The sequence below is a fragment of the Deinococcus sp. NW-56 genome, assembly GCF_002953415.1.
GTDB lineage: Bacteria > Deinococcota > Deinococci > Deinococcales > Deinococcaceae > Deinococcus.
The window spans coordinates 883,723-909,215 of sequence record NZ_CP026516.1; the positions used below are offsets into that span (position 1 = coordinate 883,723).

Below are 25,493 nucleotides of genomic sequence, written 5' to 3' on the forward strand. Positions count from 1 at the left end.
GTGAGGGGTCCCTTCCCCAGCCTCAGCCCCGTCCCGCCCGCACTTCCTCCGTCGCCAGCCGGATGCACGCCGCGAGGCCCTGCATCGCCACCCGGACCTCCTCCAGCGGGGGGCGCGTCGGCGCGAGGCGCAGGTTGCGCCCGGTGGGGTCCTGCCCGCCCGGATAGGTCGCCCCGGCGGGCGTGAGGCTGACCCCAGCCGCGTCCGCGAGTTCGACCACCCGCGCCGCGACGGGTTCGGCGGTGTCCAGGCTGATGAAGTACCCACCGCGCGGCACCCGCCACGTCGCGTACTCGCCCCCGGTGCCCAGTTCGGCCCGCAGCACCTCGTCCACCGCGTGGAACTTGGGGGCGATCAGCCCGGCGTGGGCCTGCATCAGCCCTTCGAGGCCGCCGGGGTAGCCCTCCAGAAACTTGACGTGCCGCGCCTGCTCGACCTTGTTGGGGCCGATGCTCTGGGCGTTGAGGTAGGTCGACAGCCACTTCACGTTGTCCTCGGAGGTGCCCACGAAGCCCAGCCCCGCGCTGGCGAAGGTGATCTTGGACGTGGACGCGAAGACGAAGGCGCGGTCGGGGTGTCCGGCGTCGCGGGCCAGCGTGACCAGATTGACCGGCTCGTCGCGCTCGGTATCGGAGAGGTGGTGCGCCCGGTAGGCGTCGTCCGCGAACACCGTGAAATCGGGAGCCGCCGCCTGCACGCCCATCAGCCGCCGCGCCTTGTCCGCGCTGATGCTCTCGCCGCCGGGGTTGGAATAGGTCGGCACGAACAGCACGCCCTTGACCGAGGGGTCCCCCGCCGCCAGCCGCTCGATGGCCTCCACGTCGGGGCCGTCGGGCTGCATGTCCACCGTCAGCATCTCGAAGCCGAGCGTCTCCAGCAACTGGAAATGGCGGTCGTAGCCGGGCACGGTCACGATCATCTTGGGCCGCCCATGAATCCAGCCGCCCTCGGAGCCGCGCAGCCCGTGCAGCAGCGCGAAGGTCAGCACCAGCCCCTGGAGTTCCAGGCTGGAGTTGTTCCACACGACCATGTTCTCGGCCTTGAGGTCGAGGTACCCGGCGAGCAGCGCCCGCACCGAGGGCAGCCCGGTGACCCCGCCGGGATAGTTCCGCAGGTCGAGGCCATCCATCCGGTAGTCGTTCTCGCCCAACGCGGTCAGGAGCCCGTTCGACAGATCGAAGTCGGCGTCCGAGGGCTGGCCGCGCTGCATGTTGAGCTTCAGGCCCCTGGCCCGGAAGGCGTCGTAGGCGGCGCGGGCCTGTTCCAATGCCGGGGAGGTGGCGTGCTTGGTCATGCCCCCACGTTACCCGCGCGGAGCAGGAGAGGGGAGGGGGTTGGTTAGGAGGCCGCCCCCGCGTAGGCCCGCCGGAGCCGCTCGGCCAGTGCCATGCTGCCCTCCGGCGTCAGAGGTCGCACGGGGGCGGGAACCGCGTAGTGCGCCGGGTAGTCGGGATCCGCGAAGGTCTGCCCGGCGAACTCTCTCGGCCCGCTGTAACGCGGAATGACATGCAGGTGGATATGGCGGTCCTGATTTTGCAGGAAGGCGTAATTGAAGTGCTCTGGCGCGAACAGCCCAGCTAGCGCCGCCGTCGCCCGGCCCATCACGGCGTGCAACTCGGCCCACTCCTCCGGGCGCAGATCGGGCACGGCCTCGGCATGACGGCGCAGCACCAGCATCAGCTTGCCGAGCAGGTTCTGGTTGCGGTTGAGGACAACCGTCCAGTGTTCTGCCTGCGCGATCACCGGGCCGAGCGTGGGCGAGCAGAGGACACAGGGCGTCGTCATACCGCACGTTACCCGCGCCAGAGCAGGCTTACACTGCCCTATGTCTCTCCGTTCCGCCCTGCGTCTGGTGCTGGCTGCTCTGCTCGGCGGCTTCGCGTTCCTGCTGGGCTGGACGGCCTTTCCTGTCGCGGAGAAGGGCGCGTCCTGGCGGACCTTTATCGTGGTCGCGGGAGGGGTCGTCGTGCTGGCCCTGACGCTGGGTTGGTTGGTCGCGCAGGGCTGAACTGGGCGCACACCTCCAACGATTTGCCCTATCCTGCGGCGGCTCTCCACGTTGGGGAGCTTTGCCCCCGCCCCCTCTTTTTCCGGTTCTGCCCAACAGGAGATTTCCAATGCAGTACGTCGTATCCCGCCCCCGCGTGGGCGTTTTTATCGATACCCAGAACCTCTATCACTCGGCCCGCGACCTGCTGGAGCGCACCGTCAACTTCGAGACGATCCTGCGCGAGGCTGTCGCCGGGCGCGAACTCGTCCACGCGATCTCCTACACCGTCGAGCGTGAGGGTGAGGCCACCGCGCGGCCCTTCATCTACAAGCTCTCGGCGCTGGGGTACAAGGTGCGCCGGATGAACCTGACCCTGCACCACGTCGCGCAGGACGGCCGCGCGATCTACGAGGGCAACTGGGACATGGGCATCGTGGCCGACATGGTGCGGCTGATGGACCACCTCGACGTGGTGGTGCTGGGCAGTGGCGACGGCGACTTCACCGACATCGTGGAGGTCTTGCAGGAGCGCGGCAAGCGGGTCGAGGTGATCGCCTTCCGCGAACACACGGCGCAGAAGCTGATCGACGCCGCCGACCGCTTCACCCACCTGCCCGACCTCGACGGGGCGCTGATGCCCGCCCGCCAGAAGAATGGAGCCAAAGCCAGCAGTGACGAGGCCTGACCCCGACGCCGTCCTCGCCCGGCTGCACTTCGACCTGCCCGAGTCGCGCATCGCCCAGACCGGGGCCGAACCGCGCGACGCCTCGCGGCTGATGGTGGTGGGCGAGAGCGTGGAGCATCACGTCTTCCGCGACTTGCCTGACCTGTTGCAGCCCGGCGACCTCCTCGTCTTCAACGAGAGCCGGGTGATTCCCGCGCGAGTGATGGCCCGCAAGCCGATCGTGAATGGCCTGGGTGGCGGCCAGATCGAAGTCTTGTTGCTCCGCGAGGAAGAGGCGAACGTCTGGTCCGCGTACCTCAAGCCTGCCAAACGCGCCGGGAACGAACTCTGGCTGGGCGAGCACCGGGCCGAGGTCGTCGGCGTGCTGGAGGACGGTGCCCGGCTGCTGCGGTTCGCGTACGACATCAAGCCGCATCTGGATGAGATCGGGCGGCTGCCGCTCCCGCCCTACATCGCGGCGGGCGACTCGGACGAGACGTGGCGCGAGCGGTACCAGACGGTCTACGCCCGCGAGCCGGGGAGCGTGGCGGCGCCGACGGCGGGCCTGCACTTCACGCCAGAGTTGCTGGAGCGGCTGGAGGCGCGGGGCATTGAGCGCGTGGCGGTGACCCTGCATGTCGGGGCGGGCACCTTCAAACCCATCACGGGTCCGGTGGCCGAGCACGTCATGCACGCCGAGCGCTACACCATCGGGCAGGCGACGGCGGATGCGATCAACCGGGCGAAGGCCGAGGGCCGCCGCGTCGTTGCGGTGGGGACCACCACCGTCCGCGCCCTGGAAAGCAGCGCGGCCCCAGACGGGACCGTGCGCCCCGGCGAAGGCGACACCCGCATCTTCATTACGCCGGGGACGCCGGTACGGGTACCCGACCTGCTGGTGACCAACCTGCACCTGCCCGGCTCGACGCTGCTGCTGCTGGTCGCTGCCTTTGCCGGGGAGGAGCGCATCCGGGCGGCGTATGACGCGGCGCTCGCCCAGGGATACCGCTTCTACTCGCTGGGCGACGCGATGCTTCTGGAAAACAGGGGCTAACCGGCCCCCTCCAGGCTCCGAATCAGCGTCACCGTCGCCGCCTCCCGCACAAAGCCCAGCCGCTCGTTGATGGCGAGCATGGGGCGGTTGCTGGGGTGGTTGCTGGTGCGCGAGTGGGTATAGCCCCGCGTTAGGGCCGCCCGCGCCGCCGCGAGCTTCAGGGCCAGTCCCAGCCCACACCCGCGCCACGCAGGAAGCACCCCGGTCAGGCCGTTGTGCAGGGTGCCGGGCCGGGCGGGGAGCGGCTGGGCCAGTTGGCTGGTGCCCACCCATTCGCCACTCGGGGCGACGGCCACGAACAGCCCTTCGCGCGGGGTGTCCTTCCCGAACCGCCGCTGCCACACCTCGAAGGGCCAGGGTTCGATACGCCGGGCGCTGGGCACGTCCGCCAGCAGGGCGATGGTCAGCTCGTAGTAGTGCCGCTGCTGCGCCTCGTCCCAGGGGCCGAGGTCGGTCAGGGGGAGGAGGCGGAACCCGGCCTCCCGCACCCGCGCCTCCTCGCCGGCAAAGGCGGCGAAGTCCAGCATCCGCAGGTCGAGGGTGGAGGGCCACATCCGGTCGTGTTCCCCCCACCCCCGCGCGAGCAGAAAGGGGAGGTCGGGGGTGTCCTCCCGCACGCGGGTGACGGCGGTCTGCGCTCCCGCCGCCGTGACGGTCGCCAGCGCTTCGGTCCAGAGTGCCTCCCGCAAGCTGTCCTCCGGGCGCAGGGTGTGGACAACGAGCTGGAGCCAACCCTCGAAGCTGTCCATGCGGGGCAACTCGGTTTCCAGGGCGCCCACGACCTCCCCGCCCTCCCACGCCAGGCGCCGGGTGTGGTGCTCGCCGGGGGCACGAGCCGCGTCGAGACGCTGCAAGTCGGCGGCGGAAATCGGCGCGTCGGGGGTCGCGGCATTGACGGCGGCGGCAAAGCCCTCCGCGTCGGTGGGCTGAAAGGTGAGTTGGGCGGGCGGGGCGGCGCGTTCCATAGGGCAGAACAGCACAGGTTGCGGGTGGCGGGATATCCGCCGTTTGGCGCAGTGCTCCCCCGGCAGGGCTGCCTATACTCAGGGCCATGACGCAAGCGCCCACCGCGCCCGTTCAGAGCGACAACCCGCTGCTGAACGTCGGCTTCCGCATTCCCTTCGACCAGATTCGCCCCGAGCACGCCGAACCCGCCGTGGACACGCTGCTCGCGCAGACGCAGGAGCGCCTCGACACGCTGGCGCGGGCGGGCGAGCGCGATTACGCGGACTTCATGGCGGACCTCGACACGCTGACCGAGCAGCTCGACACCGTGCGCGTGATCGTGGGCCACCTCGACAGCGTGGTGACCAGCCCCGAGTGGCAGGCCGCCAAGCGGGCGATTCTGCCCAAGGTGACCGAGTTCTACACCAACCTCAGCCTGCATCCGGGACTGTGGACGGCGCTGAAGGGCTTTGCCGAAACGGAAGCGGGGCGCGGCCTCGACCCCGTGCGGGCGCGTCACCTGAAACTCACCATCGATGAGTTCCGCCGTCAGGGGGCCGACCTGCCCGAGGCGGAAAAGGCCCGGCTGCTGGAAGTCAACACCCGGCTGGCGCAGATCACCAACGACTTTTCCAAGAACGTGCTGGACGCGACCGCCGCCTTCGAGCTGTACGTGCCTGCCGAGCGGCTGGCCGGAGTGCCCGAGCGCGTGCGGGAAGCGACCCGGCTGGAGGCCGAGAAGCACGGCCAGGAGGGTCACCGCCTGACCCTGCACCTGCCCACCCTGGAGCCCATCTTGACCTACGCCGACGACCGCGAGCTGCGCCGCGAGCTGTGGCTGGCGCAAAACTCGGTGGGCACGCAGGAGGGCCGCGACAACCGTCCGCTGGTGGGCGAGATTCTGCGGCTGCGGCGCGAGCAGGCCCGGCTCCTGGGCTTCGGCGACTTCGCCGACTACGTGCTCGAAGACCGCATGGCGGGCGGCGGCGAACGCGCCCTGACCTTCGAGCGCGACATGGAGGCCCGCGTGCGGCCCTTCTACGAGCGCGAGAACGCCGAGCTGGAAGCCTTCTACCGTGAGCAGGTGGGAAGTGACGCTCCGGCCCTGGAAGCCTGGGACATGGGCTACTGGGCCGAAAAGCAGCGGCAGGCCAAGTACGCCTTCGACGAGGAGGCGCTGCGTCCCTACTTTGCGATGGACAGCGTCCTCTCCGGACTCTTCGAGATCTGCCGCCGCGTCTTCGGCATCACGGTGACCGAGGCCCAGGCTCCCGGCTGGCACCCCGAGGTGCGCTACTACGACATCCGCGACGAGGCGGGCACGCACCTCGCTTCCTTCTACACCGACTGGTTCCCCCGCGACACCAAGCGGGCGGGCGCGTGGATGAACGCCTTCCTGACCGGCGGCCCGCGCGAGGACGGCGTCGAGCCGCACCTCGGTCTGATGTGCGGCAACATGACGGCGCCCTCGGGCGACACCCCCGCACTGCTCTCGGTGCGCGAGGTCGAAACCGTCTTCCACGAGTTCGGCCACCTGCTGCACCACGCGATGTCGAACGTGGAGGTCCGCTCGCTCAGCGGCACCCGCGTCGCCTGGGACTTCGTGGAGCTGCCCTCGCAGATCATGGAGAACTGGGTGCTGGAGCGCGAGGCCCTGGACCTCTTCGCCCTCCACTGGCAGACCGGGGAGCGGTTGCCGGACGACCTGTTCGAGAAGCTGGTCGCTGCCCGCAACTACAGCGCGGCGAACGCCACCATGCGCCAGCTTTCCTTCGGCACGGTGGACCTGGAGCTGCACGTCACCTTCGACGCCGATGCGGCGGGGGCCGATCCGGTCACCTTCGCCCGCGACATCATGGCCCGGTTCTACCCCTACGCGCTGCCGGGGGACTACGCCCGCATCGCGCAGTTTGGGCACCTGTTTTCCAGCCCGGTCGGGTACGGGGCGGGGTACTACTCCTATAAGTGGGCGGAAGTGCTCGACGCCGACGCCTTTAGCCGTTTCGCGCAGGAAGGCATCTTCAACCGCGAAACGGGGCGGGCCTACGTGGACACGATTCTGAGCAAGGGCAACAGCAAGGACGCCGCCGAACTGTACCGCGACTTCATGGGGCGCGACCCGGATGCGGAGGCGCTGCTGCGGCGGAGTGGGCTTGTAGAGGCCTAGACGTAGCTCTTGGCTTTGGGCCTCTGCCTTCGGGTGGGGGCCGGTTTTTTTGATTGCGGTTTGCCCCCACCCCCAGCCCCCTACCCCCGAGGGGGCAGGGGGAGCAGCGCTGCGCTCGGCAAAGGTCGTCCCCCCATCGGTGTTTCCGCTTGCCCCGGTTCCGTTTCCCCCTCCACGCCATCCTTTCGCCCAACGCAATGCCTCGGCGCTGACGCGCCGAACGGCTCGGCTGCCTGGAACGTGGGCTTGATAGGTGGGGACGCTTCGGGCGGCTGACACAGGGAAAGACAGCTTTAGCAAGAGCAGGTTAGTGTCTGCTCCCTCCCTCCTTGTGGGGGAGGGCTGGGGAGGGGGGTGGCAAGCAACGCTTGCCCTTTCTGGCGGCTGACCATTCCCCCTCGTCCCTCCCCCCGCCCATGCCCTACCATCTCCCCGTGATCCTCGACTGGCGCGAACACGCCTCCGCGCGGCGGGCGCGGCCTCCGCAGGTGCGCGGTGCGGTGGCGCGGCCCCGGCTGCTCGCGCTGCTGAACTCGGCGCGGGTGCTCAGTGTGGTGGCCCCGGCGGGCTACGGCAAGACGACGGCGCTCGCGGCGCATCTGCCCGAACTGGGGCGCTCGGCGTGGCTCACGCTGGATGTAGACGACGCCGACCCGCAGGTCTTCGTGGCGGGGCTGGCGGTGGCGGTCGCCGGGCTGCCGGGCGGCGAGGGGCCGGGGGCGCTGCTGGACGCGGGGGCCACGCCCCGCCGGGTGGCCGCGCGGGTGGCCGACGTGCTGGACGCGGCGGGGGCGCTGCTCGTGCTGGACGAGGCCGGGCACCTCGCCGGGCCGCTGGCGGGGGACGTGCTGCGGGAACTGCTGGGGGGGCGGGTGGCGCTGCTGTCGCGGTTGCCGCTGGAGCACCCGGCCCTGACCCGGCTGGAGGCGGAGGGCGAACTGCGCCGCCTCAGCGCCCCCGACCTCGCCTTTACCCGGCAGGAACTGGGAGCGCTGCTCGCCGCGCAGGGGGTCGTGGCGAGCGCGGAGGAGGTGCGGCTGGCGCACACCCTGACCGAAGGGTGGCCCATCGCGGCCCGCTTTCTGGCGCAGGCGGCGGCGCAGGGGCGGGTGCCCCTCTCGGCGCTGGCGGAGCTGGACGGCGGCGAGGCGCAACTGGCGACCCTCTTCACCTACCTCGCGCAGGAGGTGCTGGGGCCGCTGGACCCCGCGCTGCGGGCGCTGCTGACGCGCGGCAGCGTCTTCGAGGAACTCTCGCCGGGGCTGCTGGAAGCCGTGCTGGACGTGCGCGAGGCCGCCACCCTGCTGGGGGCGCTGGAGCGGGGTGGCACCTTCCTGACCCGCACGGGCGAGACGTACCGTGCGCATCCCCTGTTGCGGGCGCACCTGCGCGGCCTGCTCTCGCCCGGCGAGGCGCGGGAGGTCGCCGCGCGGGGGGCCGACTACTTCGAGCGCACCGGGCGGCCCCGGCGGGCGCTGGCGGCGCACCTTCAGGCGGGGAACACGGCGCGGGCGGCCGAACTGCTCGCCCACTTCGGCGGGCGCTGGCTGGAACAGGGACGGGTCACGCTGGTGGGCCGCAGTCTGGCGCGGTTGCCGGGGGAGGCGTGGACGCCTGCCCTTTACGCCTTGAGCGGTGACGCCCGGCGGCTCTCCTCCCGCTACGCCGAAGCGCTGGCCGCCTACGCGCAGGCGGACCCCCTCGCGCGGGCGCTGGGGGAGGCGCAGGTGGCGCTGGACACCGTGCAGCCCGACCACGCCTGGGCCGCGCTGGACACGGCGGCGGCCCTCGCCCCGGACGAGGACACCCAGGCCCGGATCGCCCGGATGCGGGCCGAGAACCACCTCAACGCGGGTGACCTCGCGCGGGCGCTGGAGCTGGCCCCGGCCCTGGCGCGGGGGCACGCTACGCTCTGCGCTCCGGTGACCTGGGGCGGGCGCTGGACCTCGCGCTGGAGGCCGCGCGGGGCGAGGCGGGCGGGGCGCGGGCCGCGCAGAACCACCGCGAGGGGCTGCTGCTCGCCTCCTTCCTGCACGCCGCGCTGGGCGAGCCGGGGGAGGCCACCCGCCGTGCCCGCGAGGGCCTGGCGGAGGGCGAGCGTCTGGAAAGCCGCTTCGTGCAGTCCCTCGCGCAGGCCCGGCTGGGGCACGCGGAGGCCATCGCCGGGCGGGAGGACGCGGCGCGGGCGGCGTACACGGCGGCCCTGGCCCTCGCGCAGGACGTGGTGCCCCGCTTGCAGGTGGAGCCCCGCCTCGGCCTGGCTTATCTGGAAGGCCGTGCCGGGAACGTGACCGAGGCCGGAGCACACGAGGCGGCGGCGCTCGCCAGCGTCGGCGGCGACCGCTACGTGGTGGGGCTGACCCGGCTGGTGGCGGCGCTGGGGCGGTGGCAGGGGGGAGACGCGGTGGGGGCGCGGCCCGGCCTGGAGGCGGCCCACGCGACCTTCACGGCCTGCGGGGACCGCTTCGGGGCGGGGGCGGCGGCCCTGGCTCGGTACGCGGCGACCGGGGAGGGCGCGGTGGAGGCGGCGGGCGCGGTCGCCCACTTCCCCTTCCTGCTCGCGCGGCGTTCGCTGGTGTCCCCGGTACCTGGGCGGGCAGGCCGCGCGGCGTTGCTGGCCCGGCTGGGGGCGGCGGTCCCGGAGCGGCAAAACGAGTTGCGCCCCGTGGCACGGGCACTGGGCTACCCCGACCTTCCCAGCCCGGACGCGCTGCCCGGCGTGGACGTACGGGTGCAGGTGCTCGGCCGGGTGGCGGTCACCCGCGATGGTGGCCCCGCCCGCGAGTGGGGCCGCGCCCGCGCCCGCGACCTGCTCGCGCTGCTGGCGGTGTCGCCGGGTGGCCTGCCCCGCGAGGCCGCGCAGGAAGCCCTCTTTCCCGACGCCGACCCGCAGGTGGGCGAGCGCAACTTCCGGGTGACCCTGCACGCGCTGGGGCAGGTGCTGGAGGAGGGCGTGGCGAGCGGCACCTTCCTGGAACGCGGCGACTGGCTGCGGCTGCAACCCGGCCCCGACCTGACGGTGGACCTGCACGGGGCGCGGGCCTGGCTGGACGCTTCCCCCGGCACGCCTGGCCGCGCGGGGTCGCTCCTCGCCCTCCCCGGCGAGCTGGCGGGCAGCGACCTCGACGCGGTGCAGGCCGAGGCCGAACGCTACGCCGCCCGCCTCCCCGAAGCCCTGGGCGAGGAAGCCGAGGTCACGCTGCGGGCCGGAACGCCGGACCTCGCCGCGCGGCTGGCCGAACGTGCGCTGACCCTCGACCCCGCCTTTGAGCCCGCCGCCCGTGCGCTGATGCGGGCGCACCATGCCCGCGCCCACCCCGCCGCCGCCGCCCGGACGTATGCGGCCCTGGGCGCGGCGCTGGCCGAGCTGGGCCTCAGCCCGCTGCCCGAGACGGCGGCGCTGCACCGGGCGCTGACGGGGCAGGATCACTGAGGGCGCTGACTACAGCCTCAAGCTCGCCGTGGCCTCCGGCGCGGTTGCCGCCCGCTCCACCGTGTCCAGCGCCGCCCGGAGGTGGCGGTAGACCTCGCGCAGTTGTCCCACGTCCTGTGGGAGTCCAGTTCGCAGGGCGTCGAGCGCCCCCAGCACGTGGGCCGCGCCCGGCGTGCGTTCCTCTTCAGGCAACGCCCACTCGGGGAGCCGGGGCGGGTCGAGGGGAGCGCGGCGGCCCTCATCCCAGGCGACCCAGGTGCGGGGCAGGTCGTAGAGGTAGCGCCCCACCCCGAAATGCACCGCGCAGCGCTTCAGGGCGTCCGAGGCGGCGGCCTTGAGGGTTCCGGCCTCACCCTCGTCTGCTTCGCCCACGTCACTGCGGGTCAGGCCCAGCACGGTCAGGCGGCCACGGGCGGTGGGCGGCTGGCCCGGCTGCCCCGGAGAGAGCTTCACGTCGAAACTCCACTCGCCCGCACACACGTCGTCCAGCCGTTCCATCACCGTGCGGGCGTCCACGAACGCCACCATCAGCGCCGAGGAACGGTCCCGGCTGACTGTCTGGGGCTTCCAGGCGACCCGCGCCGCCGGAAAGGGGGCCGCGAGACGATCTTTCACCTGGGCATACGTCACGTCCATACCCTAAACCATACCCTCTTTTTCGATATGGACAGAAGCAGGCGCACTGCAACGCCCCCGTGACGCCCTCCCACTACACTCCGCGCATGACCCCTCAGGAATCCCGCGTCGCCCTCGTCACGGGCGGCACCAGCGGCATCGGCCTCGCCATCGCCCGGCGGCTTCACTCGGACGGCCTGCGCGTGGCCGTCCTCGACCTCGACCGCCCGCAGGCCCGCGAGGTGGCGCAGGAGTACGGCCTGACCTTCATCGGGGCCGACCTCTCCCGCCGGGCCGACTGCCGCCGCGCGGTGAACGAGACGGTGGCGGCGCTGGGCGGCCTGGATGTGCTCGTGAACAACGCGGGCTTTCAGCACATCGACCCCATCCCCGACTTTCCCGAAGACACCTGGGACGCCATGCTGCACGTGATGCTCACGGCGCCCTTCCTGCTCAGCAAGTACGCCTGGGCACACCTCACGCGCTCCGGCCAGGGCCGCATCGTGAACGTGGCGAGCATCCACGGGCACGTCGCCAGCCCCTTCAAGAGCGCGTATATCAGCGCCAAGCACGGCGTGATCGGCTTCACGCGCACGGCGGCGCTGGAGGCGGGCGAGCAGGGCCTCACCGTGAATGCGATCTGCCCCGGTTATGTCCGCACGCCCCTGGTCGAGGGCCAGATCGCGGACCAGGCCCGCACGCGTGGCCTCAGCCCCGAGGAGGTCGAGCAGAAGGTGATGCTGGAACCCGCCGCCATCAAGCGGCTGCTGGAGCCGGAGGACATCGCGGCCCTCGCCAGCTACGTCGTCAGCCCCGCCGCGTGGGGAATGACGGGCGCGGTGCTGGACCTCGATCTGGGGTGGACGGCGCGGTAACCCGCCCTACTTCGGCTGGCTGCTCAGCACCACCACATACGCCGTTCCGCGCGACCCCTGCACCACGGCCGCTCCCGCGTGCGTGTAGCGGGCGTCGGTCAGGATCGCGCAGTGCAGCGGCGAGGCGAGCCACCAGTTCAGCGCCGACTGCGGACCCGTCCCCATGTAGATGATCTCGGTCACGCTGACCGCCTGCACGCCCACGCTGGCCGCCCGGATGCGCGGGGTGGTGCCCCCAGCTCCCGCGTGCGTGACCCCCGCGCGGCTGCTCATGTAGCCCGCCTGGTTCCGCGCGGCGAGGGCATGGGCAGAACTGGGCATCAGCGGCGCCGCGACGGGCCGCCGTCCGCTGGCCGGACAGGTGACACCCTGTGCCCTCGCTGCGTTCAGCCCCGCCAGCACCTGCGCCTCGGCGGGCGACTGCGCTACTGCGGAAAAGGAAGCCAGCGCCGCGAGCATCCCCGCCGCAATCGTGAGTTGGGCACGAAGCATGATGGCGGCAGCATAAGGACTGACTTCAGGCTGAGAAGTGAAACGGGGTGCAGACAGGGAGGGGATGGGGATGGTAAGAGGCGAAAGCGTGCAGCCCCTGCCCCCTCACAACCCCAGCAGCGCCCCCACCACCGCCGCTCCCAGCACCACCACCGCGCTGTTCACCCGCGTCCGCCAGAGCAGCAGAAACGCGCCGACCGCCACCGCCACTCCTGCCCACGACGTGATGCTGGTCTGCCCCAGCACCAGCGCTCCTGCCAGCACCACCCCGCCCCCGAAGGGCAGGAGCGCCTGCCGAAACGCGACCACCCACGGATTGGCCCGGTGCCGCTCCCACGCGAGGGCCGCGACCGCCCCGATCAAGGCCGTCGGCCCGTAGAACCCCAGGGTGGCGACGAGTGCCCCGGCGAGGCCAGCGGCAGCGTACCCGTAGTGGGTGACCGCCAGCGTGTTCGGCCCCGGCATGAGCTGCCCCAGCGCGAAGCCATTCGCCAGCGTGCCCGCGTCAATCCAGCCCCGCTCACCCACCAGCACCCGCTCCATCTCCGCGACGTTGGTGCCCCCGAAGCTGATCAGTCCCAGCCGCACGTAGGCCAGGAACATCGCCCACAGCCCGGTCACCCGGACCTCCGGGGGCGGTGCAGCAGCAGTCCGGCCCCCACCATCGCCAGCAGCACGGGCAGCAGGTCCAGCCGCAGCACGCCGAGCGCCAGGAAGGTCAGCCCCACCACCGCCGGGCCGCCCCGCACCCCCCAGCCCACCCGCACGACGGGCAGCGCGGCGGTCAGCAGCACCGCCAGCGCCGCGCACGCCGCGCCCCGCAGCGCACTTTGCAGGGTGGGGGAGAGGTCCCCGGTCCCCCCTAGCGTCAGCACGCTGACCGCTAGCATGACCAGCAGGCCCGGCGTCAGCACCCCCAGCACGCTGGCGAGCGCTCCCAGCCGCCCCGAGAGCCGCGCCCCCACCATCGCTGCGAGGTTCACCGCGTTCGGCCCCGGCGTGAGCTGCGCGAGGGTAAAGGTCTCCGCGAATCCCTCCTCGGTCATCCAGCCCCGCGCCAGCAGTGCCCGCCGCGTGTGGGCGGGCAGGCCCCCGCCGATCCCCGCCAGGGCCACTCCCACGAACATCCGCGCGAGGGCGAGGGGCGTGGGGGTGGTTTCCGACGGCGTCATGGGCAGAGGCTACGCCCACGCCCCCCGGCCCTGGCCGTGACTGCGGCGGGAACAGCCCGGCCCCCACGCTAGCCTGCTCCCACCGTGACCGATTCTGCTCCCCCCGACTACATCGCCTCCCTGCGCTCACTGATCGGCACCCGCCCCGTCAATCTGATGGGCGCGGTCGGCCTGATTCTCAATGACCGGGGTGAACTCCTGCTCCAACACCTCGCCGGTCGGGACGTGTGGGCGGTGCCGGGCGGCCTGTGCGAACTGGGGGAGCCGCCGCTGGAGGCCATGCGCCGCGAGGTCCGCGAGGAAACCGAGTTGGAGGTGCGCGGGGCGGAGCTGCTCGACCTCCTGACGACCGGGCACCGCCGGGTGTCCAACGGCGACGAGGCGTACTTCTACACGGCGGTGTATCTCGTCACCGACTGGTACGGCACGCCCGTCCCGGATGGGGTAGAAGGCGTAGAGGTGGCCTTTTTCAGCCCGGACCATCTGCCCCCCATGCGCGGGCAGCCCGGCGCGTGGGCCGCCGAGTGGCTAAGGGCGCGTGGACCGCTGGCGACCTCCGCCCGGCCCTGAACGCCCCTGCCCCGGACCGGGGGCGTGGGCCAGCCAGATGGTGTGGTGCGCTCCCTTGCCGGGGCGGGCGCGGGCGGTTCGCACGTCCACCCGGAATCCGGCGCGGTTCAGGCGAGCAGTGAAGCGGCTGTCCCCGCTCGCCGACCACACCGCGAGGACCCCGCCGGGCTTGAGCGCGAGCCGGGCGGCGCTCAAGCCAGCGGGCGAATACAGCCAGTTGTTGCCGTGGTGGGTAAACCCCTCCGGGCCGTTGTCCACGTCCAGCAGCACGGCGTCGTAGGTGCTGTGGCCCCCGCGCAGCAGCTCGGCCACGTCGCTCACATGAACGCGGGTGCGGGGGTCGTCCAGCGGCCTCCCCGCGCACTCGCCCAGCGGCCCCCGATTCCATTCCACGACCTCGGGCACGAGTTCGGCCACCGTGACCACGCCCCCCGGTCCCACCCCCCGCAGCGCCGCCGCCAGCGTGAAGCCCATCCCCAGCCCACCCACCAGCACATGTGGTCGGCTCCGGCCCGCGATGGCCGCGCACGCGAGGTCGGCCAGCGCATCCTCCGAGGCGTGCATCCGGCTGTTCATCAGCTCGCTCGTCTGGGTGCTGAGGTGGATGGAGAATTCGTCCCCCCGCCGCGAGAGCCGCATTTCTCCGTCAGTGCCGGGAATGATGGCGCGGCCCAGCAACTCCCAGGGCTTCACGCGGGGGCCTGGGTGATGGTGAAGAGGTGGCAAGAACACATGGGGGGACTCTAGCGGGCGGCTAGGCGCTTTGCCGCATTCTCCGCTCCTGCCCAGCGCGTACCCTGAGACACCTATGACCACACCCACCCCGGACGCCGCCGTGCACGTCCGTGACCTGCGCAAGAGCTACACCGTCCACGAGAAGGAACCGGGCTTTCTGGGCAGCCTGCGTTCCTTCGTGAGCCGCCAGTCCCGCGAGGTCGAAGCGGTGCGCGGCGTCTCCTTCGACCTCGCGCCCGGCGAGGTGGTGGGCTTCCTGGGGCCGAACGGGGCAGGCAAGACGACCACCCTCAAGATGCTCTCCGGGCTGCTGCACCCCAGCGGGGGCGAGGTGCGGGTGGCCGGGTTCGAGCCCAGGCGCCGCCAGAGCGAGTTCCTGCGCCGCATCACGCTGGTGATGGGGCAGAAGCAGCAGCTCATCTGGGACCTCCCGGCGCTCGACTCCTTTCTGGTCAATCAGGCCATCTACGAGATTCCCGATCCGCAGTACCGCGCCACCATGCACGAGTTCACCGAGGTGCTGGGGCTGTCGGGCATCCTGAAAAAGCAGGTGCGCAAGCTCTCGCTGGGCGAGCGGATGAAGTGCGAACTCGCCGCCGCACTGCTGCACCGCCCAGGGGTGCTCTTTCTGGACGAACCCACCATCGGCCTCGACGTGAACATGCAGGAGTCGGTGCGGGCCTTTATCCGCGACTACAACGAGCGCTACGGGGCGACCGTCATCCTGACCAGCCACTACATGGCCGACGTGACGGCGCTGGCCCGCCGCATTCTCGTCATTGACCAGGGCCAGCTCGTCTTTGATGGCGACCTCGCCCGGCTGGTCGAGCGGGGAGGCGGAGGCAAGACCGTCCGGCTGCAACTGCGCCGCCCGGTGGAGGCCGCCTCTCTCGCCGCCTACGGCTCGGACGTGAAGGTGGACGGCCTCAGCGCCGAACTCACCGTTCCCCGCGCCGAGGTCAGCCCCCGCGCGGCCCGCCTGCTCGCCGACCTCGACGTGGCCGACCTGACGGTGGAGGACCCCCCCATCGAAGCGGTGATGGCGGAGCTGTTCGGGGGAAAGGCGGCCGTGCGTGGGTAGGTGGGCGGTGCCTCTTCCCTGCGTCCCGCCCACCGCGCACCGCGTCCGCCACGGGGGCCACCCATGACCGCCGCCTGGCGCAAGGTCCGCGTCCTGTTCTCCACCCGTTTCGCCGAGATGGTGGAGTACAGGGCCGAGGTCGTCATCTGGATGCTCTCCGGCACCCTCTCCCTGGTGATGATGCTGGTGTGGATGGCGCAGGCGGCATCGGCCCCGGACGGGAAGGTGGGCGGCTACACGCCCGCCGAGTTCGCCTCCTATTTCCTGGGCATCTGGGTGACCGGACAACTGCTGGTGGTGTGGGTGGCGTGGGAACTCGACATGGAGGTGCGGCAGGGGACCCTCTCGCCCAAGCTGCTGCGCCCGCTGGACCCCCTGTGGGAGCACTACGCCGCGCACGTGGCCGAGCGGGTGGTGCGCCTTCCCGCGATGCTGGGGCTGGTGGCCCTCTTCGCGTGGCTGGCGGGGGCGAGCTTCAGCACCGAGCCGCTGAACTACCTCGCCGCCTTCGGGCTGGCGATGCTGGGCTTCAGCGCCCGCTTTCTGTACGAGTACACCATCGGGCTGCTGGCCTTCTGGACTGAGTCGAGCACCAGTTTTCAGGAACTCGTCTGGCTGCTGTACGCCGCGCTGGGCGGCATGTTCGCGCCGCTCGCCTTCTACCCGCAGTGGATACAGAATATTGCGGCCTGGACGCCCTTTCCGTACATGCTGGGTCTCCCGGCGCAGCTCCTCGCGGGCAAGGCGTCCCTGGCCGATGCCGGGCGCGGCGCACTGGTGCTGGGGGCGTGGTTGATCGTGTTCTGGTTCGTGCGGCTGGCCGTGTGGCGGCTGGGGCTGCGCAAGTACGGGGCGGTGGGGGCGTGACCCGCTACCTCCGGCTGATGCGCCTCTTTACCGGGGCCACGCTCTCGGCGCAGTTGGAGTACCGGGCCAATTTCGTGGGGGCGGTGCTCGCCAGCCTGGGGGAAGTGGGGGTGGCCCTGCTGGGCATCGGCGTGCTGTTCGGGCAGCCGGGCACGGACACGGTGGGCGGGTGGACCTTTCACGAGGCGCTGCTGGTGACGGGCTTTTTCATGCTCACCGAGGGCGTGATCAGCGTCTTTATCCAGCCCAACATGAGCAAGATCGCGGAGGCCGTCCGCACCGGCAGCATGGATTTCACGCTGCTCAAGCCGCTGGACGCGCAGTTCGGGGTGAGCACCCGGCACCTCAACGTGCTGCGGGCGGGTGACCTCTTGATCGGGCTGGGGCTGATCGCCTACGCCGCCTCGCACCTGACGGTGACGGCGGGCGGCCTCGCGGGGGCGGCGGTGCTGTACCTCTCAGCGGTGGTGATCGTGTACTGCATCTGGCTGGCGCTCTCCACGACGGCCTTCTGGTTCGTGAAGACGCAGAATGCCTCGGAATTGTTCAACGGCGTGTTCGGCGCGGCCCGCTTTCCGGTCACGGCCTTTCCGGTGCCCATCCGGGCGCTGCTGACCTTCGTGGTGCCCGTCGCCTTTGTCACCACCGTGCCCGCGCAGGCGCTGACGGGCACGCTGACGCCCGCGCTGGCGCTGGCCTCGCCGCTGGTGGCCGCCGCCGCCTTCGTGCTGACACGGCTGTTCTGGCTGAAGGCCGTGGCGAGCTACACGAGCGCGAGCAGTTGAGGAACTTGCGGTGAGGCGAAGCCGAGCCCGAGGGGAGCGAGAGACAAGGGACAGCGGCTCGCGGAGATGGAAGAACAGCCGGTGTCCCGTCCGGCTGTTCTGGAATCGGAGGGAGGCGCGGTGAGCAAAGACCGCTGGTCCGCCGCTTTCACTCGGGCGGGGCTGAACTGGCCGGGGCCGACTCCGCCGGGTTCGCTGGCGGAAGTGTCGGCCGCTTTCCCCGAGATGGAGGATGCCGACCTGCGCCGGGCCGTGTGGACCGCTCTGGGTCAACCCCGGCCCCGATCGTTGAAGCTCTCGCCCCAGGCCCGTGCCCGCCTCTCGCACCTCACCGAACTGCACGACGTGTTTTCGCCCGCCGACGCCGCGCGGGTGGGGGCGGAACTGGCGGGGGAGAGGGGGCTGGCCGCCGACCTCCTCACGGTGCGGCCCTGGCTGCCCTCCGAGATTCCGGCCCGTGAGGTGCTGAACGTGGTCCTGCGCGGCGAGTGGTCGGGCCTCCTCGCCCTGCTGGGGGAACATGGCCCCTGGGTCTACGCGGCGACGGTGGCCGATCTGCAAGCCCTCGCCCGGCTCAATGGCGAGCTGGTCGCGGCGGCTTCCCGTGCCGACGAGGAAGCTGTGCTGGATGCAGCGCTGGCCTCCGGGCGCACCTTTCCCGCATTGCTCGCCCGATTGGAAGCGACCGACTACCGCCGCCCAGCTTCCGGTCCCGCTCCCGACCTTGCCGTGCTGGAGGCCGCCCTCTGGCGGGAGGCTGAGCGGCAGGCCCAGGCCGCCCACGAGCGGTGGCAGGCCCGGCGACGCTAGCGGCTTTCCTCCGGCACTCCGCTCTGCCGCGCGTAGTTCCGCTGGTACATCGCATTCGCCCGCTCCATTCCCAGCCGCTCATAAAAGGGCACCACGTCGTCGTCGCAGCTCAGGTCCACCGCGTACAGGTGCCCGAGTTGCTCCAGCAGATGCCGCATCAGCGCGGTCCCGAGGCCCTGTCCCTGGTGCTCCGGCAGCACTTCCAGCAGCGGGATAAAGGCCGTCAGCACCCCGTCGCTGATCGCCTGCGCGAAGCCGACGACGCGCCCGCGCTCGTCCAAGGCGAGCGAGATCCGGTACGACCCGGCGAGGAGGTGGTGAAAGGTCTCCGGGGAGGGCGGGTTGGGCCAGCCCACGAAAAAGCCCTGCAAGTCGTCTGGCGTGAGGCCTTCCAGAGAGTCGGTGAGACGCATGGCCCCAGCCTGCCCCGGCGGGCCGCCCTTCGGCCTCGGCCATCTGGCCTGGCCTGCGCGGGTACCTCCCCACCCGCGCTAGATTTTCCCCCATGACGACGCCCCCCGCCGACGCCCCGGCTCCCCTGCTGTTCAGTCCCCTGAAGCTCCGCACCCTGACCCTGAAAAACCGCACCGTCGTCTCGCCCATGTGCATGTACAGCGCCCAGAACGGGGTGGCAAACGACTTTCATCTCACGCACCTGGGGCAGTTCGCGCTGGGTGGGGCCGGGCTGATCGTCACCGAGGCGACCGCCGTCTCGCCGGAGGGCCGCATCAGCCCGGAAGACCTGGGCCTGTGGGCCGACGAGCAGATCGTGCCGTTGGGCCACATCACCGATTTCGTGCACCGCCACGGTTCCCTGATCGGCGTGCAGCTCGCGCACGCGGGGCGCAAGGCGAGCACCTATGCGCCCTGGCGTGGGCGCGGCGCGGTGCCCGCCGAACTGGGCGGCTGGCAGGTCATCGGGCCGGACGGCGAGCGCTTTCACGAGCTGTACCCGGCGCCCGCCCCGATGACCGGGGATGACCTCCGCCGGGTGGTCGCCGACTTCGCGGCGGCGACGCGGCGGGCGGTCGTGGCGGGCTTTGACGCCGTGGAGATTCACGCGGCGCACGGCTACCTGCTGCACCAGTTCCTCTCGCCGCTCTCCAACACCCGCACCGACGAGTACGGCGGCTCCTTCGAGAACCGCACCCGCCTGCTGCTGGAGGTCGTCCGGGCGGTGCGCTCGGCGTGGCCCATGCACCTGCCCCTCTTTGTCCGGGTGAGTGCCACCGACTGGGCGGAGGGCGGCTGGGACCTCGACCAGACCGTCCAGCTCGCCTCGCTGCTGCGCTACGAGGGCGTGGACGTGCTCGACGTGAGCAGCGGGGGCCTGACCACCGCGCAGCGCATCACCGTGGGACCGCTGTATCAGGTGCCCTTCGCCGCCCGCGTCCGGGCCGAGGTGCCCGATCTCCTCACGATGGCGGTCGGGATGATCGAGACGCCCGAGCAGGCCGAGGGCATCCTCCAGAACGGCGATGCCGACCTCGTGGCGCTGGGCCGCCCCTTCCTGCGCGACCCCCACTGGCCCCAGCGGGCCGCCCGCACCCTGGGCATGACGCCGCCCCTGCCCGACGTGTACGCGCGGGCTGGGTGGTAGGAAGCTTGGGGAGAAGGGGGAGCCGTTTCGCGCGGCTCCCCCTTCTCACTTAGCGCAGCCGCGCGTCTCCCGGCGCAACCGCGAACACGCCTCCCCAGGGCCGGTACTGGCTGCTGGTGCGGTCGGTCGTGGTCTGGCCGCGCCGGGTGATGCGGCGGACGATCTGCGTGTTCATCCCGGCAGCGGGCATGTCGAGGCGCCGGGCCTCGCCGGGGCGCAGGGCGGGGTCCACGACAAAGGTGGGCGCGGGTGCCAGCGCCGTGGAACGCACCTGCGGCGCGGACACCGTGACCTCGCGGTCGGGGGGCGCTCCGAAGAGGTGGACCTCCAGCGTCCCGGCCTCCAGATTCCACTCCACCTGCATCAGCAGCGGCGCGGCGGTGTCGTTGCGCAGGCGCAGGTTCTTGGCGGGAGCGTAGACCGTCGCCTCGAAGCCTGGCGGGTCGTAGTAGGCGACGTGGTGGGAGTGCTGGTGGCGCTCGACGACCTCCAGCCCCGCCTGGTACCCCGCCCGGAAAACGGTCGTGCTGACCTGACAGATGCCGCCGCCGGGTTCCATCGTCAGGCTCGCCCCGGTGATCACGTAGCCCGGCACGAAGCCCCGGTCCGCCGTGATGCGCCCTACCGTCCGGTTGAAGTCCAGCACCGTGCCTGGCTCCAGCCACAACCCCTGAAAGCGGTCTGCCCCCACCCGGATGTTGTGGACCCGGAAGTCGGGGCTGCCCGCGAAGCTCGACCCCCCGGTCGTCAGGTGTGTGGTCACGCCGCGCGAGTGCAGCTCGGCCACCGTTCGGTCGGGTGGCAGGAGCCGCAGGGCGACCGTCGCTTCCCCCCGCCCCGCCAGCAGCGCTGCCCGCAGCCGCTCGGCAGTGGGACCCCGCCGCACCGCCCACCCGGTCCGGGCCTGCGCGATCCATCTCCCGCCCTCCCGCACGAAGCGGGCGTCACGGGGCCGCCGCGCCTCGATTTGGGCATACAGCCCTTCCAGCCGCACGGCGAGGTCGCCCGTCACCTGCCCCTCACGCAGCCTGCGCCGCTCCTGCGCACTCAGGGTGAGGGTGTGGGTCTGCACGACGTCACGGGAGCGAATCTTGCCGCCACTCAGCACCGGCTCGGGCGCCACGACTTTCAATTGCAGGGTCTGGGGCCGCAGCTCCCGGTCCACGCTGGGTGACACCGGGGGAGCCTGCCCGGCGGTCAGCAGCAAGGCGCCCGCGAGGAGGGCGAGCCGCCTGGCCCCGCGCCGCAGGGTCAAAGGAAGAGTCATCGTGGCGTCCTCCGGAAGGGTGGGACGAGAAGAGGGTCAGTCGCCACTTCGGGCCTGACCCCCTCCTTGCCGCGCCCGGTCAGTTGGGGGGAAGCAGCACCGTGTCGATCACGTGGATGATGCCGTTGCTGGCCCGCACGTCCGCGCGGGTGACGGTCGCGTCGTTGATCCGCACCGTGCCGCCGCTGGCGTTGATGCGCACGTTGGCGCCCTGCACAGTGCGGGCGCTGCTCAGGCGCGTCACCTGTGCGGCGGTCACCCGGCCGGGCACGACGTGATAGAGCAGCACGGCGCGGAGCTGCGCGGGGTTGTTCAGCAGGGCCTGAAGCTGGTCGGCGGGAATCTTGGCGAAGGCCGCGTTCGTCGGGGCGAAGACGGTGTAGGGGCCGGGCTGCGACAGCGTTTGCGTCAGTCCGGCGGCCTGCACCGCTGCGAGCAGCGTGCTGAAGTTGGGATCGTTCGAGACGATCGCGGCGATGGTGTTGCCCGCAGGCACGCTCTGGCCGCCCCCCGCGACGGCGGGCGAGGCGAGCAGGAGCACGGTGCTGATCCACATCAGGCGCTGCTTCACGGTAGACCTCCCTGGAGTCCGCTTCCAGCAGGGACGACGCCGGGGAGGGCCTGTCCCTCCCGAACCGGGCGCCCGACCTCGCATTGATGAGTTCCCTTAGCCTGGAAGGCTCCCGCAGCGTAAGCGGCCTCTGCTGTCCGGGGGGTACGGGGCCGTACAATCCCGCGCCCACAAGGCCTCTTAACAGGAGATACAGGGAACGCTCAGGCCGGGAGGGTCAAAGGGCGTGGTGGCCGCGCTCTTCTTCCTCAATTCGCCCGTCGAGGAGGTGCAGCGCCCGGTCTGCCCGCCCTGCTTGCCGCTCGTCGTGGGTGACCAGCAGCACCCCGGACCCCTCCTCCCGCGCGAGGCCGAGGAGCAGTTCGGCCACCCGGTCGGCATTCGCCCGGTCGAGGCTCCCGGTCGGCTCGTCGGCCAGGACGATGGCGGGGCGGGTCACGAGCGCACGGGCCAGGGCCACCCGCTGCCGCTCGCCGCCCGACAGCACACCGGGCAGGTCGCGCCCCCGGTCCCCCAGGCCCACCCGCTCCAGCAACTCCCGCGCCCGCTCCTCGCCCCCCTCGCCACTCAGCAGCGCGGGCACCCGAACGTTGTCCAGCACGCTGAGGTCGTCGAGCAGGTAGTGGTGCTGAAAGACCAGCCCCACCCGCCCGGCCCGCCGTCGCGCCCGCGCCTGGGTGTCGAGAAGGTCCACCCGCTCGCCCGCCCACCACACCTCGCCGCCCTGGGGGGTGTCCAGCCCGCCCAGCAGGTGCAGCAGCGTGCTCTTGCCGCTCCCCGACGGCCCCGAGACAGCCACGACCTCGCCCGGCCCCACCACCAACGAGACTCCGTGCAGCACGATCTGGTCCCCGAAGCCGTGCCGCACCTCGCGGGCTTCCAGGGCGGGGGGCGGGGCAGAGGGAGCGGCGGTCACGCGCGGCACTGTAGCGCAAGGGGCGTGCCCCGGCCGGGGACAACACGGGGGCCGGGGCATGCTCTAGCATGCGGCCTGAGATGTCGGTTCTGGACGAGTTGAGAACTTCGCCGCTGTTCCAGGGCGTGCCGGAGGACGCGGTGCGCGAGGCCGCCGGAATTGTGACCCCCCGCCACTTCCGGCGCGGTGAACTGATCGTCGAGCAGGACGCCCAGGGCGAGGCGATGCACCTCGTCACGCGCGGGGTGGTGCGGGTCAGCCGCGTCAGCGTGGGGGGCCGCGAGCGGGTGCTGGGCGACCTCTACGCACCGGGCGTGATCGGGGAAACGTCGGTGCTGGCCCGGCAGGAGCGCAGCGCGTCTGTGCGGGCGCTGGAGGAGGTCCGCACCCTGATGCTGTACCGCAGCCACTTTGAGCTGATCCTGCGTCACCACCCGAAGGTGCTGTGGAACCTCGCCGAGATGCTGGCCCGCCGGGTGACCCTCCTGAACGACGAGCTGATCGCCTTCGGGCTAAATACCGAAGCCGCCCTCGCCCACGTCTTCGGCCACCTCCACGCGGTCCGGGTGGCGGCGGGGGTGCCGCGCCCGGAAGTGCTGCCCCTCTCCACCGCCGACATCATGGCCCGCACCAGCAGCAGCCGTGAGACGGTCGTGCGTGTCCTCAAGCGCATGGAGGGCCACGGCCTGCTGCGGGTGGGTCCCCAGAGCGTGACCCTCCTCAACCCGGCGGCGCTCGATCAGGTGTCGCTGGAGGCGGCGGACGCGGACTGAGAGAAAGAGGACTACACGAAAGGCGGAAGGCTCCCATCGGTGGCCCTCCGCCTTTCCCGTGACGCCTACGCCTCCTTCTTCAGCAGCACACTCTTGAGGTACAGGCTTTCCGGCACGCTCAGCAGGTGGGGGTGATCGGCGGGCTGGTAGGTGATCGCCACGACCTCCGCGCCGCACCCGGCCTCGCCCGCCGCCACGCGGGCCGCGTCGAGCAGGTCGTCCACCCGGATGTAGTGGGCGCAGGTGCTCACGAGCAGGTGGCCGCCGGGCCGCAGCATCCGCAGGGCGCGGGCGCTGCCGTCGGTGAAGATGCGCTTGGCGCGGGGCACATCCTCCTTGCGCTTGGCGAGGGTGGGCGGGTCGAGGACCGCCGCCCCGAAGGTCCGCTTCTCGCGCTCCAACGCCGTCAGCGTCTCGATGGCGTCTCCCCAGCGCACGCCGACCTGCACCCCGTTCTCGCGGGCCTCGCGCTCCAGCACCCCCAGCGCCGCTTGGTCCTTGTCGAGCGCGACGGGTTTCGCCCCCGCCCGCGCGGCGTGCAGGCTGAAGCCCCCGGTGTACGAGTACACGTCGAGAAAGCCCTCGCCGGGCGCTGCGAGCGAACGCATCAGCCGCCGGTTGTCGCGCTGGTCCAGAAAAAAGCCCGTCTTCTGCGCGTCGAAGGGGCTGAAATGCAGCGAGAGGTCATCTTCGTGGAAGGTCACGCGCTCCGGTACATCGCCCCACAGCACGCCCGTGCGGAGCTCCAGCCCCTCACGGCGGCGCTCGCCCGTGTCGCTGCGCTCGAAGGCCGAGGTCGCGTCCGTCTCCTCGCGCAGCGCCCGCAGGATCAGGTCGCGGTGGCGCTCCACCCCTGCGTTGCGAAGCTGCACGCTCAGCACGTCCCCAAACTGGTCGGCCACCACGCCGGGCAGCCCGTCGGCCTCGGCGTACAGGACGCGGCGGGCATCGGTGTTCTCGATGCGGCCCTCGCGGCGGGCCAGCGCCGCCCGCACCCGCGAGCGGTAGAAGGCGAGGTCAATCGCCTCGCCCGGCGTCCACGTCAGCATCCGCAGCGGCGTCGCGCCCTGCGGGTTGAAGTACCCGCGTCCGATCAGCGACCCGTCGGGTGCCCGCACGTCCACGACCTCGCCCGCCTCTATCCCCGGCCCCGCCTCCCCGATGTCCCCCGCGTGCCCGAAGGGGTAGCGGCCCGAGATGCGCCGCACCGCCCCCGGCTTCAGGGTCACGCTTGCCAACCTGCTCGCCTTCGTCATGGGTGCAGGCTAGCAGGGGCCGGGGGGGTGCCCGCTCTGCCATCATCGGGCGCATGGAACAGTTCGCGCAGTTCGTGGTGGGCGGCCAGCGGGTCTACGGGATGCTGCACGTCCCAGAGGAACACAGTCTGGGGGGCGGGCGCCCGGCGCAGGGCTGGCCCAGCGTGGTCATGCTGCACGGCTTTACCGGCAACCGGGCCGGGGACCACCGCCTGCTGCCGCTGTTCTCGCGGTATCTCGCAGCGCGGGGGGTGGCGTCCCTCCGCTTCGACTTTCGCGGCAGCGGCGAGTCGGAGGGAGACTTCTCCGAGATGACGGTCGCCCGCGAGGTGGAGGACACGGAGGCCGCCTTCGGGTACGTGCGCGGCCTGCCCATGCTCGACCCCGAGCGGGTGATGCTGCTCGGCTTCAGCATGGGGGGCCTCGTCGCGGCCCTCGCCGCCGAGCGGGTGCGGCCCCACCGACTTGCGCTGTGGGCACCTGCCCTGCCGGAGCTGTGGCTGGGCTTCCTGCGCGGCGGCTACGCCCCCCCGGTCATCCGCGACTACGGCGGCTGGCCGCTGGGCCGCGAGTTCCTGCTGGAGATGCCCCGCGTGCAGCCCCTGGAGGCCGCCGCCCGCTGGGGCGGGGTCGCCCGCGTCTTCCACGGCGACGCCGACACGGTCTGCCCGCCCGACTTCGGGGTGCGCTACGCCCAGGCCCTCGGCTGCGACGCGGTGGCGATTCCCGGCGCGAACCACACCTTCGACTCGCTGGAGGCGGTGGAGAGGCTGTACCAGGAGACGGGGCGGTTTGTGACGGGGGGATAGGAGAGAGGGCCGGGGATCATCTCCCGGCCCCCTTCTATTCCCGCTA

28 protein-coding genes are annotated in these 25,493 nt (G+C 71.7%); 15 read left to right on the forward strand and 13 right to left on the reverse strand.

Features of this window, described 5'->3' with window-relative positions; translation table 11 throughout:
• Nucleotides 1-22: 22 nt before the first annotated feature.
• Complete coding sequence (locus C3K08_RS04510; protein ID WP_104990217.1) at nucleotides 23-1,294, reverse strand: aminopeptidase; 1,272 nt, start codon at nucleotides 1,292-1,294, stop codon at nucleotides 23-25.
• 44 nt (nucleotides 1,295-1,338) lie between these two features.
• Nucleotides 1,339-1,785, reverse strand: coding sequence for an HIT family protein (locus C3K08_RS04515; protein ID WP_158679846.1), 447 nt, complete (start codon nucleotides 1,783-1,785; stop codon nucleotides 1,339-1,341).
• A gap of 40 nt (nucleotides 1,786-1,825) precedes the next feature.
• On the opposite strand from C3K08_RS04515, the gene C3K08_RS04520 reads away from it, so the two are divergent.
• The 3 genes from C3K08_RS04520 to queA all read left to right on the forward strand — a co-directional run bounded on the left by C3K08_RS04520 (nucleotide 1,826) and on the right by queA (nucleotide 3,708).
• Nucleotides 1,826-2,008, forward strand: a complete 183-nt coding sequence (locus C3K08_RS04520) for a hypothetical protein (protein ID WP_104990219.1) — start codon at nucleotides 1,826-1,828, stop codon at nucleotides 2,006-2,008.
• Nucleotides 2,009-2,117: 109 nt separating this feature from the next.
• Nucleotides 2,118-2,675 (forward strand): NYN domain-containing protein, encoded by a 558-nt coding sequence (locus C3K08_RS04525; protein WP_104990220.1) that lies wholly within the window; start codon nucleotides 2,118-2,120, stop codon nucleotides 2,673-2,675.
• Nucleotides 2,644-3,708, forward strand: a complete 1,065-nt coding sequence (gene queA / locus C3K08_RS04530) for a tRNA preQ1(34) S-adenosylmethionine ribosyltransferase-isomerase QueA (RefSeq protein WP_104990221.1) — start codon at nucleotides 2,644-2,646, stop codon at nucleotides 3,706-3,708. The genes C3K08_RS04525 and queA overlap by 32 nt, the downstream gene beginning before the upstream one ends.
• Here the strand turns inward: queA and C3K08_RS04535 are convergent.
• On the reverse strand, nucleotides 3,705-4,673 hold the full coding sequence (locus C3K08_RS04535; protein WP_234009162.1) for a GNAT family N-acetyltransferase: 969 nt from the start codon (nucleotides 4,671-4,673) through the stop codon (nucleotides 3,705-3,707). The two genes, queA and C3K08_RS04535, sit on opposite strands and share 4 nt — an antisense overlap.
• Before the next feature lie 86 nt (nucleotides 4,674-4,759).
• On the opposite strand from C3K08_RS04535, the gene C3K08_RS04540 reads away from it, so the two are divergent.
• The 3 genes from C3K08_RS04540 (at nucleotide 4,760) to C3K08_RS18385 (ending at nucleotide 10,253) form a co-directional block, all read left to right on the forward strand.
• Entirely contained in the window at nucleotides 4,760-6,820 is a 2,061-nt protein-coding gene (locus C3K08_RS04540) for a M3 family metallopeptidase (RefSeq protein ID WP_104990223.1), read from the forward strand.
• A gap of 434 nt (nucleotides 6,821-7,254) precedes the next feature.
• On the forward strand, nucleotides 7,255-9,111 hold the full coding sequence (locus C3K08_RS18380) for a hypothetical protein (RefSeq protein ID WP_234009163.1): 1,857 nt from the start codon (nucleotides 7,255-7,257) through the stop codon (nucleotides 9,109-9,111).
• 839 nt (nucleotides 9,112-9,950) lie between these two features.
• Nucleotides 9,951-10,253: a BTAD domain-containing putative transcriptional regulator gene (locus tag C3K08_RS18385; RefSeq protein ID WP_234009219.1), complete on the forward strand. Its 303-nt coding sequence runs from the start codon at nucleotides 9,951-9,953 to the stop codon at nucleotides 10,251-10,253.
• Between the two features lie 9 nt (nucleotides 10,254-10,262).
• Here the strand turns inward: C3K08_RS18385 and C3K08_RS04550 are convergent, their stop codons facing one another.
• Nucleotides 10,263-10,883 carry a Rad52/Rad22 family DNA repair protein gene (locus tag C3K08_RS04550; RefSeq protein WP_104991918.1) on the reverse strand — a complete coding sequence of 207 codons (621 nt, stop codon included), beginning with the start codon at nucleotides 10,881-10,883 and terminating at the stop codon, nucleotides 10,263-10,265.
• A 92-nt stretch (nucleotides 10,884-10,975) separates the two neighbouring features.
• Between C3K08_RS04550 and C3K08_RS04555 the strand changes: the two genes are divergently transcribed.
• Nucleotides 10,976-11,743, forward strand: a complete 768-nt coding sequence (locus C3K08_RS04555; RefSeq protein ID WP_104990224.1) for a 3-hydroxybutyrate dehydrogenase — start codon at nucleotides 10,976-10,978, stop codon at nucleotides 11,741-11,743.
• A gap of 6 nt (nucleotides 11,744-11,749) precedes the next feature.
• Here C3K08_RS04555 and C3K08_RS04560 read toward each other — a convergent pair whose 3' ends face one another.
• The 3 genes from C3K08_RS04560 to C3K08_RS04570 form a co-directional block, all read right to left on the reverse strand.
• Nucleotides 11,750-12,235 (reverse strand): CAP domain-containing protein, encoded by a 486-nt coding sequence (locus C3K08_RS04560; protein ID WP_104990225.1) that lies wholly within the window; start codon nucleotides 12,233-12,235, stop codon nucleotides 11,750-11,752.
• 105 nt (nucleotides 12,236-12,340) lie between these two features.
• The gene (locus C3K08_RS04565; RefSeq protein WP_104990226.1) at nucleotides 12,341-12,856 is read right to left on the reverse strand and encodes a chromate transporter; all 516 of its coding nucleotides are present in this window, start codon (nucleotides 12,854-12,856) and stop codon (nucleotides 12,341-12,343) included.
• Nucleotides 12,853-13,407: a chromate transporter gene (locus tag C3K08_RS04570; protein WP_104990227.1), complete on the reverse strand. Its 555-nt coding sequence runs from the start codon at nucleotides 13,405-13,407 to the stop codon at nucleotides 12,853-12,855. The genes C3K08_RS04565 and C3K08_RS04570 overlap by 4 nt, the downstream gene beginning before the upstream one ends.
• Nucleotides 13,408-13,491: 84 nt before the next feature.
• On the opposite strand from C3K08_RS04570, the gene C3K08_RS04575 reads away from it, so the two are divergent.
• Nucleotides 13,492-13,977, forward strand: a complete 486-nt coding sequence (locus C3K08_RS04575) for an NUDIX hydrolase (protein ID WP_234009164.1) — start codon at nucleotides 13,492-13,494, stop codon at nucleotides 13,975-13,977.
• On the opposite strand, the gene C3K08_RS04580 is transcribed toward C3K08_RS04575, so the two are convergent.
• Nucleotides 13,936-14,670 (reverse strand): hypothetical protein, encoded by a 735-nt coding sequence (locus C3K08_RS04580; protein WP_199776994.1) that lies wholly within the window; start codon nucleotides 14,668-14,670, stop codon nucleotides 13,936-13,938. The genes C3K08_RS04575 and C3K08_RS04580 overlap by 42 nt on opposite strands.
• Before the next feature lie 115 nt (nucleotides 14,671-14,785).
• Between C3K08_RS04580 and C3K08_RS04585 the strand changes: the two genes are divergently transcribed.
• From C3K08_RS04585 to C3K08_RS04600, 4 genes are all read left to right on the forward strand, one after another.
• On the forward strand, nucleotides 14,786-15,793 hold the full coding sequence (locus C3K08_RS04585) for an ATP-binding cassette domain-containing protein (RefSeq protein ID WP_104990228.1): 1,008 nt from the start codon (nucleotides 14,786-14,788) through the stop codon (nucleotides 15,791-15,793).
• A gap of 63 nt (nucleotides 15,794-15,856) precedes the next feature.
• A complete protein-coding gene (locus C3K08_RS04590; protein ID WP_104990229.1) occupies nucleotides 15,857-16,660 on the forward strand; it encodes an ABC-2 family transporter protein in 804 nt (267 codons plus the stop codon).
• On the forward strand, nucleotides 16,657-17,445 hold the full coding sequence (locus C3K08_RS04595; RefSeq protein WP_104991921.1) for an ABC transporter permease: 789 nt from the start codon (nucleotides 16,657-16,659) through the stop codon (nucleotides 17,443-17,445). The genes C3K08_RS04590 and C3K08_RS04595 overlap by 4 nt, the downstream gene beginning before the upstream one ends.
• Nucleotides 17,446-17,565: 120 nt before the next feature.
• Nucleotides 17,566-18,255, forward strand: a complete 690-nt coding sequence (locus tag C3K08_RS04600) for a hypothetical protein (RefSeq protein ID WP_158679847.1) — start codon at nucleotides 17,566-17,568, stop codon at nucleotides 18,253-18,255.
• On the opposite strand, the gene C3K08_RS04605 is transcribed toward C3K08_RS04600, so the two are convergent.
• Complete coding sequence (locus C3K08_RS04605) at nucleotides 18,252-18,668, reverse strand: GNAT family N-acetyltransferase (protein ID WP_104990231.1); 417 nt, start codon at nucleotides 18,666-18,668, stop codon at nucleotides 18,252-18,254. The two genes, C3K08_RS04600 and C3K08_RS04605, sit on opposite strands and share 4 nt — an antisense overlap.
• 92 nt (nucleotides 18,669-18,760) lie before the next feature.
• Here C3K08_RS04605 and C3K08_RS04610 point away from each other — a divergent pair, with 92 nt between their 5' ends.
• A complete protein-coding gene (locus tag C3K08_RS04610; protein ID WP_104990232.1) occupies nucleotides 18,761-19,855 on the forward strand; it encodes an NADH:flavin oxidoreductase/NADH oxidase in 1,095 nt (364 codons plus the stop codon).
• Nucleotides 19,856-19,904: 49 nt separating this feature from the next.
• On the opposite strand, the gene C3K08_RS04615 is transcribed toward C3K08_RS04610, so the two are convergent.
• From C3K08_RS04615 to C3K08_RS04625, 3 genes are all read right to left on the reverse strand, one after another.
• Complete coding sequence (locus C3K08_RS04615; RefSeq protein ID WP_104990233.1) at nucleotides 19,905-21,122, reverse strand: VanW family protein; 1,218 nt, start codon at nucleotides 21,120-21,122, stop codon at nucleotides 19,905-19,907.
• Nucleotides 21,123-21,201: 79 nt separating this feature from the next.
• The gene (locus C3K08_RS04620; protein ID WP_234009165.1) at nucleotides 21,202-21,693 is read right to left on the reverse strand and encodes a fasciclin domain-containing protein; all 492 of its coding nucleotides are present in this window, start codon (nucleotides 21,691-21,693) and stop codon (nucleotides 21,202-21,204) included.
• Nucleotides 21,694-21,910: 217 nt separating this feature from the next.
• The gene (locus C3K08_RS04625; protein WP_199776995.1) at nucleotides 21,911-22,669 is read right to left on the reverse strand and encodes an ABC transporter ATP-binding protein; all 759 of its coding nucleotides are present in this window, start codon (nucleotides 22,667-22,669) and stop codon (nucleotides 21,911-21,913) included.
• 20 nt (nucleotides 22,670-22,689) lie between these two features.
• On the opposite strand from C3K08_RS04625, the gene C3K08_RS04630 reads away from it, so the two are divergent.
• A complete protein-coding gene (locus C3K08_RS04630; RefSeq protein ID WP_104990236.1) occupies nucleotides 22,690-23,382 on the forward strand; it encodes a Crp/Fnr family transcriptional regulator in 693 nt (230 codons plus the stop codon).
• A 65-nt stretch (nucleotides 23,383-23,447) separates the two neighbouring features.
• Here C3K08_RS04630 and C3K08_RS04635 read toward each other — a convergent pair whose 3' ends face one another.
• On the reverse strand, nucleotides 23,448-24,638 hold the full coding sequence (locus C3K08_RS04635; protein ID WP_158679848.1) for a class I SAM-dependent rRNA methyltransferase: 1,191 nt from the start codon (nucleotides 24,636-24,638) through the stop codon (nucleotides 23,448-23,450).
• A 53-nt stretch (nucleotides 24,639-24,691) separates the two neighbouring features.
• On the opposite strand from C3K08_RS04635, the gene C3K08_RS04640 reads away from it, so the two are divergent.
• Nucleotides 24,692-25,447 (forward strand): alpha/beta hydrolase, encoded by a 756-nt coding sequence (locus C3K08_RS04640; protein ID WP_104990237.1) that lies wholly within the window; start codon nucleotides 24,692-24,694, stop codon nucleotides 25,445-25,447.
• Nucleotides 25,448-25,493 lie beyond the last annotated feature (46 nt).